This is a genomic window from Corynebacterium sp. (genome assembly GCF_052107835.1).
Taxonomy (GTDB): Bacteria; Actinomycetota; Actinomycetes; order Mycobacteriales; family Mycobacteriaceae; genus Corynebacterium.
In genome coordinates this window covers 21345-27716 of the sequence record NZ_JBQEDF010000045.1, presented here as the reverse complement: position 1 = coordinate 27716, position 6372 = coordinate 21345, and the positions used below count along the sequence as shown (strand labels likewise).

Sequence of the window (6372 nt, the reverse complement as noted above, 5' to 3'; positions counted from 1 at the left end):
CGGCCCGTACCAGGAACAGCACCGCCAGGACCAGGTACATCAGCACCATCGACAGGGCGGTGGCGACCATGGAGTCACGCAGGAAGCGCAGGCCCTCCGGCACCTTCAGGTCCTCGGTCGAGCGGGACGCCTTCGTCCCCCTGCCACCGACGAGCTTGCCGACCGCGCCGGAGGCGATGTAGCCGGCGGTGCCGAAGTGCCCGATGGCCACGGAATCATCCCCGGTGATCTTGCGGGTCCAGGGGTGCGCCAGCGCAGGCATCGACACCATGAGCACACCGAGCAGTACGGCGCCCAGGGCCACCACGATCCAGTCGGCGTAGTCCGCGGTGGCCAGGATGATCGTGATCATGGTGGCCATGAACAGCACGTGGTGGCCGGTGAGGAACACGTAGCGCAGCGGCGTGAACCGGGCGAGCAGCAGACTCACCGCGAACCCGAGGATCATCAGCCACGCGACCTGGGAGCCGAACTCCTCCTGGGCGATGCCCGCGATGGCCTCGTTGGTGGGCACCACGCCGTGCATGCCGGTCGCGCCCTCGATCATCCGGCCCAGCGGGTCAAGCGATGCCGTGACCAGGGAGGATCCGGCGCCGATCAGCAGGAAGCCGAGTGTGGCCTTGATCGCGCCACCGGCGACCTGGCCGGCGGAGCGTCGCAGTGCGACCAGACCGACGGCGGTGATGATGCCGATGAGGAACGCCGGCACCGCGAGGATCTCGTTGACGAGGAACTGGGCGATAGCCAACAGCCAGTCCATGATGGTCTCCTTTACTGGTTTCTCCGCGTCACAGCGCGTAGAGCGCGCGGAGGGCGGTGTCGATCTCGCGGGCGCTGGTGAAGTTCTCCACGACCCACACGGGGATGCCGGGGTCGCCGAGGGTCTTGGCGATCTCCCCGGAGGTGAGGATCAGGTCGGCCTCGTTGGCCTTGCCTTTCGCGGAGATGGTGTCGGTGGCCTCGACGCTGACGAGGTTGTCCCAGCCCCAGCGTTTCAGCACGTCCTCGGTGGTGTTCTTCAGGAACAGGCTGGTGCCCAGGCCGTTGCCGCACACGGTGAGGATGTGGTCGCGGGAGTCGCCGCCGGGGTAGGTTCCACCGTCGGATGCGGCCGCCTGTGTCTGCTCGCTGTCTCCGCCACCGAGAATCTCCAGGATCTCGGCGGGAGTGGACGCGGCGTCCAATGCCTGCCTTGTTCTCGGACGGCCGATGACTTTGGCCAGCTCGGCCATCGCGGAGGTGTGGGTGGTGGCGTCGGTGGCGGCGAGGGCCACGACCAGGGTGACCGGGTCGTTCTTCTCGTGGCCGAACTCCACCGGCTCGGCCAGTCGCACCCAGCTCAGGGCGGTTCGGTGGACGGCCTCGCTGGGTCTGGCGTGGGCGAAGGCGAAACCGGGCGCGACGACGATGTAGGGGCCGTTGTCGACGACGGTGTCGATCATGGCGGTGGTGTAGGGGGCGTCGGTGGCGCCGGAGGATTCCAGGAGGTCCCCGGACACGGAAATGGCCGCGCGCCAGTCGGCGGCGGCCGCGTCAAGTGCGATCCGGTCCTCGGTCAGTAACGAGGTCAGCGTGCTCATGACCTGATTCTATGCCTGGGGAACACACTGGTGGAAGGGCCGGTGGTGCGGGGGTGGCTGTGGTGGCTGTGTGGCTGTCGCTGGCCGGGGTGCCCTCGCAAAGTGTTGACTGCCCTTGCAAACTGTTGGGCGAATGTCGTTAACTCGACCATTCGTGAGGGCGGTGAACAGTATGTGATGGCACCTGTGTCGCGGGCCGGGGATTTCGGCTAACCCGCGGAGTGGGCGACGGCACCGCCCGCGGCACTGCCGATGAGCCCGCCGACTGCGCTGCCGACCAGGCTGCCGGGCTCATCGGAGCCCGGGACGCCGCCGGTGCTCACAGCCCCGCGCAGGCCGACGCCGTCGGTCACGACGTCATCGGCCCAGAGGTAGCGTTCGGTGCCGTCCTCGTCCACGAACCGGGCGTAGCCCTCGTTGGCCAGGTTGTCCAGGCCGGCCGGTCGGGCGGCGATGGAGTCGTCGACCGGGGCGAACTCCCCGGAGTCGTCGGCGGCCAGTACCTGAGAGGCACCGTCGCAGACCTCGTCGCACAGGATCGTCAGCTCACCGGAGACGGAGTCGAAATCGCTGGCCATCACGCCGTCGAACGGGGACTCGTAGCGCTGCTGCAACACAGGGTCGCCATCCGACAGGGAGACGAACAGGACGTCGCCGGTCTCCTCGACACCGACCGCGAACAGCGGGTCGGCTCCCGGGATCCAGCTGATGGTCTCGAGCCCGCCGTTGGCGCCGATGTCACCGGTGAACTCCGAGAGGTTCCATTCGTCGGTGGCGTGCAGTTCCTCCCCGTCGGCACCGTCCGGCTCGAAGCGCAGGACGGAGGGCCGGGAGGTGTCGTCCTCGCCCTCACTGTTGTCGCGTTCGGTGGCGACGAAGATCGCGCCGTCCGGCCCGACGGTCACACCCTCAGCGTCCAGTTCACCGGATCCGTCGGGGTAGCGCAGCGTGTGGCGGGAGTCGATGTGGTAGCTGTTATCGCCTTCCGGAGTGAGGGTGTACAGCGAACCGGTGCCGTTGTTGACGATGTAGGCGGTGCCATCCGGACCGAAGTCCACGCCGGACATGTCCTCCTCGGCGAAGTCCCCGGCATGGTCGCCGGTGAGGGTCACATCCTCGACATCCAGGGGATCGTAGGGGAACTCAGCGGTGGGGGAGGACGGGGCATCGCTGTCGCCATCGTCCTCGGCGACATTGCGCAGCCCCTCGGTGGGCTCCCCGGTGACGGTGAGGTCGCCGGTCATGTCGGGGACGCGGCCCCAGCTCGTGGACGCGTGGCCGGACCATTCGGTCTCGTCGACGTTCGTGCCATCGGAGTCGCTGAGGGTCACGGAGTCGTTGCCGCCGAGGCCGAAGTCAGGTTCGGTGTGGATGACCAGGTAGCCGCCGGATTCGATCTCCGTTCCGGCGGGCAGGAGGATCGGGTCGTGCTCGGGATCGTTGTCCACGATGCCCCATCCGGAGACGTCGACCGAGTTGTTCGGGTCGGTGTTGGCCAGCTCGACCCAGTCGCCGTCGGGATCGCCGTTGGACTCGACCTCGTTGATGACGACAGGGGAGGAGCCGTCGGACTCCTGGGCGGCAGCGGGCGGGACGGTGGCGATGGTCGCCGCCAGCGTCAACGGCAGGGCCACAGGCAGGACGGCGGACAGGGCGGGATGGAACGCACGGGGAGGTTTCACGTTCCCGGAGAATAGGGGACCCAGGTGGCCGTCAACGGGCCGCACGGTGAACGTCAGGTGACGATCACGGTCTTGCCGGTCGCATGGCCGTCCTCCACGGTGGCGACGGCGTCGGCGGCGTCGGCGAGCGGGTAGGACGCGCTGATCAGCGGTTCGACTGTTCCGGCGGCCATGAGGTCGAGGAGTTCGGAGAAGACCCCGCCGGTGCGCCGCCGGGTGACGGGTGGGCCACCGGCGGTACTGCGGACCGGGCCGGTGATGTGCGGCATGATCCGCTCCAGGGCATCCCCTCCCACGGTGTCGACCAGGGCATCGGCCGATCCGTCCCACTCCGTGCCCGAGGCGACGAAGGTTGCGCCCAGTCCGGTGACCAGCTCACGCTTCGACTCGGAAGCTACGCCGACCACCGCGAATCCCAGGTGACGGGCGAGTTGGACGGCCACGTGGCCGACACCTCCGCCGGAACCCAGCACTGCGACGGTGCCGCCGTCGGGTAGCCCGTCGTGTGCGAGCTCATGCAGTGCGTCCCACGCGGTTCCTACGGCGACGGGCACGCAGGCCGCCTGTTCCGGGGAAACGTCCTCAGGGACCCGGGTGGTCTGCGCGGGGTCGAGCAGGACGCGCTCGGCGTAGCTCCCGTGTCCGGCGAGTGTCCCCCCGACCACCAGATCCCCCACGCTGACACCGGATCCGGGGGATGCGGCGAGGACACGTCCGGCGGCTTCGCGTCCCATCGCCATCGGGAAGGTGACCGGGACCTTGCCCTGCCGTTCCCCCGACCGGACTTTGATATCCGCCGGGTTCACGGTGGTGGCCAGCATCCCGACCAGGACAGCCGGTGATTCCGGGAGCCCGGGGGCGGGAACATCGAGGAGCCGCGTGGTGCCGGGGCCACCGTAGGACTCGAATCCGAAGATGCGCATGGTCGCCAGGGTAGTGGTGTTCGAACAGTCGGGGCCGCCGTGTCCCTGCGGTGTCGTACCCTGGGTGGCATGGAACAATACGACCCCACACTCCGGGACGATATGTCGTCCTACGTCAGCGCGACGGCATTCAACCCGGCCGAGCGGCTGCGCCGGTACCGTCCAACGACCATGAAGAGGGTCCTTGCCTGGGGCGGGATCGTGTTCGGGGTGCTGATGGTGGTCGGCATGTTCACCGGCACGGGGGAGAGCCTGCTCGGGGACATACTCCTCGGCGCAGGCATGGGGGCGATGGCGCTGATCCCCTCGGTGTACTGGCTGCTCTGCAATCACAGGGATTCCCGCCTGGTCACCAACTGGATCAGTGCCAACCGGGACTACCAGCAGAACTGGGAGATGCTCGCCGCCGATGAGCGTGCACTGTTCGCCCGTCCCGAGCAGCTGCCGGTGATCCCGGAGCGCAAATGGAAGACGGTGTGGGTGGCCGTTGTCGTGGCATTCATTGTGGCCGCGGTTGGCACGGCGTTCCTGCCGGAGGTGGGGGCGGTCGATGCCTGAGCCCCTCTCCGGAGTAAACGTTGTCAGCCTGGCGGTGAATCTGCCGGGCCCGGCGGCGACCCACCGACTGGCGCAGCTGGGGGCCCGGGTGACGAAGGTGGCGCCCCCGTCGGGTGACCCCTTGGCCGCGGCGGTGCCGGCGTACCACCGGTGGTTGTCGCAGGGGCAGGACGCGCTGACCCTGGACCTCAAGGACGAGGAGGGACGCACCGGACTGGACGAGTTGCTGTCGGAGGCTGACCTGCTGGTGACCTCGCACAGGCCCAGGGCGCTGGAACGACTGGGGCTGGGGTGGGAGGCACTGGCTGACCGGTATCCGAGCCTGTCGCAGATCGCGATCGTCGGGCATGCGGGGCCGGACGCCGACGTCCCCGGGCATGACCTGACCTACCAGGCGGTGGCGGGCACACTGGCACGGGCGGGACTGGCGGAGCAGCCGGAACTCCCCATGCTGCCGGTCGCGGACCTCGGTGGGGCCGAGCGTGCGGTGGGCGACGCCCTTGCCCTGCTGCTGCAGGCCGGGCGCACCGGACGCGGAGGCTACCGGGAGATCGACCTGGCCGGGGTCATCGGGGACTTCTCGCAGTCGGTGCACTTCGGGCTGAGCGGACCGGGGGCGGTGCTGGGAGGCGGACTGCCGACCTACGGTGTCTACCGTGCCGCCGAGGGATTCGTGGCGGTCGCGGCGATCGAGCCCCACTTCATCGGGAAACTGATGGGGGAGATGGGGCTGTCGGACATGGAGGGCCTCACCGCGGACGCACTCGCCGGCTTCTTCGCGACCCGGACCGCCGCCCAGTGGGACGACTGGGGGCGCGACAACGACCTCCCGGTGGCTGAGGTCGCCGGGGACTGACCTACGCCGGCGGGTCGATCTGCTGGGGTTCGTTGGGGATGCGCCCCTCGGCGACGACCGCGCCGTCGACCCACCGGAAGGTCACCTCCTCGGTGTACTCACCGGCCTCCGCATTCGGGGCACCTGCGTCCTCCTGCGCCTGCCAGTCCTTGAACCGCACCGTCACCGAGTCGTCGGTGGTGCCGACGACCTCGTGCTGCTGCGGGGCGTCCGTCTGCGGGGAGCCCGAGTAACGGCCCTGGTGGAAGAAGATCAACTTGTTCTCGAACTGGGAGTTCCCCTGCGGGTCCTGCTCCACGGTGGCGTAGCTCAGGTCGCTGCAGGCATTGAAATTGGAGTCGCCCTTGTAGACCCAGGTGGAGTCCGCGAGACCGGGGGGAGCGAGATTCTCGATGCTGTCGGTGATCACCGGGGACTCGGGGTCGGGCTCACAGTTCGGGTCGTCCGGCGAATCCGGCGGCGGGGCCTCCGGCTCCTCGGTGTTCGCGGGGGTTCCAGGATCTTCCGGTGCCGGTTCGTCGCCCGCCGTCGCCTCCTCGGTGACGGTCACCGTGGTCGATGGCGTGGCTGCGGCGGACGCGCCCGCGTCGTCGTCATCGGACCCGCAGGCCGACAGGAACAGGACGCCGACCGTGGCTGTGGCAAGTGCCTTCCGGGCGGTCCGGCGGGTGATGGAACGTGGTGTGGTGATGTGTCTCATGGCCACGACCGTAGACTCCTTAAGTTGCTGATGCAGCCCGCTATACCCTGCGGCGCATCGCGATCCGGGGGTG

At 68.8% G+C, this 6372-nt stretch carries 7 protein-coding genes; 2 read left to right on the top strand and 5 right to left on the bottom strand.

What is annotated here, in order from left to right; all coding sequences use genetic code 11:
- The 4 genes from ACTIL2_RS11285 to ACTIL2_RS11270 all read right to left on the bottom strand — a co-directional run.
- A partial coding sequence (locus tag ACTIL2_RS11285) for a PTS transporter subunit IIC (RefSeq protein WP_442337559.1) occupies positions 1 to 760 on the bottom strand: 760 nt, incomplete at its 3' end.
- A 28-nt stretch (positions 761 to 788) separates the two neighbouring features.
- Complete coding sequence (locus ACTIL2_RS11280) at positions 789 to 1580, bottom strand: PTS sugar transporter subunit IIA (RefSeq protein WP_442337558.1); 792 nt, start codon at positions 1578 to 1580, stop codon at positions 789 to 791.
- Between the two features lie 209 nt (positions 1581 to 1789).
- Entirely contained in the window at positions 1790 to 3262 is a 1473-nt protein-coding gene (locus ACTIL2_RS11275; RefSeq protein WP_442337557.1) for a lamin tail domain-containing protein, read from the bottom strand.
- Positions 3263 to 3315: 53 nt separating this feature from the next.
- Positions 3316 to 4185 (bottom strand): NADP-dependent oxidoreductase, encoded by an 870-nt coding sequence (locus ACTIL2_RS11270; RefSeq protein ID WP_442337556.1) that lies wholly within the window; start codon positions 4183 to 4185, stop codon positions 3316 to 3318.
- Between the two features lie 69 nt (positions 4186 to 4254).
- Here ACTIL2_RS11270 and ACTIL2_RS11265 point away from each other — a divergent pair, with 69 nt between their 5' ends.
- Together ACTIL2_RS11265 and ACTIL2_RS11260 are read left to right on the top strand one after the other, a co-directional pair.
- Positions 4255 to 4743, top strand: coding sequence for a hypothetical protein (locus ACTIL2_RS11265; protein WP_442337555.1), 489 nt, complete (start codon positions 4255 to 4257; stop codon positions 4741 to 4743).
- The gene (locus ACTIL2_RS11260) at positions 4736 to 5599 is read left to right on the top strand and encodes a CoA transferase (protein WP_442337554.1); all 864 of its coding nucleotides are present in this window, start codon (positions 4736 to 4738) and stop codon (positions 5597 to 5599) included. The genes ACTIL2_RS11265 and ACTIL2_RS11260 overlap by 8 nt, the downstream gene beginning before the upstream one ends.
- Position 5600: 1 nt before the next feature.
- On the opposite strand, the gene ACTIL2_RS11255 is transcribed toward ACTIL2_RS11260, so the two are convergent.
- Positions 5601 to 6299, bottom strand: a complete 699-nt coding sequence (locus ACTIL2_RS11255) for an LppP/LprE family lipoprotein (protein ID WP_442337553.1) — start codon at positions 6297 to 6299, stop codon at positions 5601 to 5603.
- Between the last annotated feature and the right edge of the window lie 73 nt (positions 6300 to 6372).

Bases quoted from the DNA above. Each gene is read 5' to 3' on its own strand.
- ACTIL2_RS11280 (WP_442337558.1), bottom strand. From the start codon at position 1,580: ATGAGCACGCTGACCTCGTTACTGACCGAGGACCGGATCGCACTTGAC.
- ACTIL2_RS11270 (WP_442337556.1), bottom strand. From the start codon at position 4,185: ATGCGCATCTTCGGATTCGAGTCCTACGGTGGCCCCGGCACCACGCGG.
- ACTIL2_RS11265 (WP_442337555.1), top strand. From the start codon at position 4,255: ATGGAACAATACGACCCCACACTCCGGGACGATATGTCGTCCTACGTC.
- ACTIL2_RS11260 (WP_442337554.1), top strand. From the start codon at position 4,736: ATGCCTGAGCCCCTCTCCGGAGTAAACGTTGTCAGCCTGGCGGTGAAT.
- ACTIL2_RS11255 (WP_442337553.1), bottom strand. From the start codon at position 6,299: ATGAGACACATCACCACACCACGTTCCATCACCCGCCGGACCGCCCGG.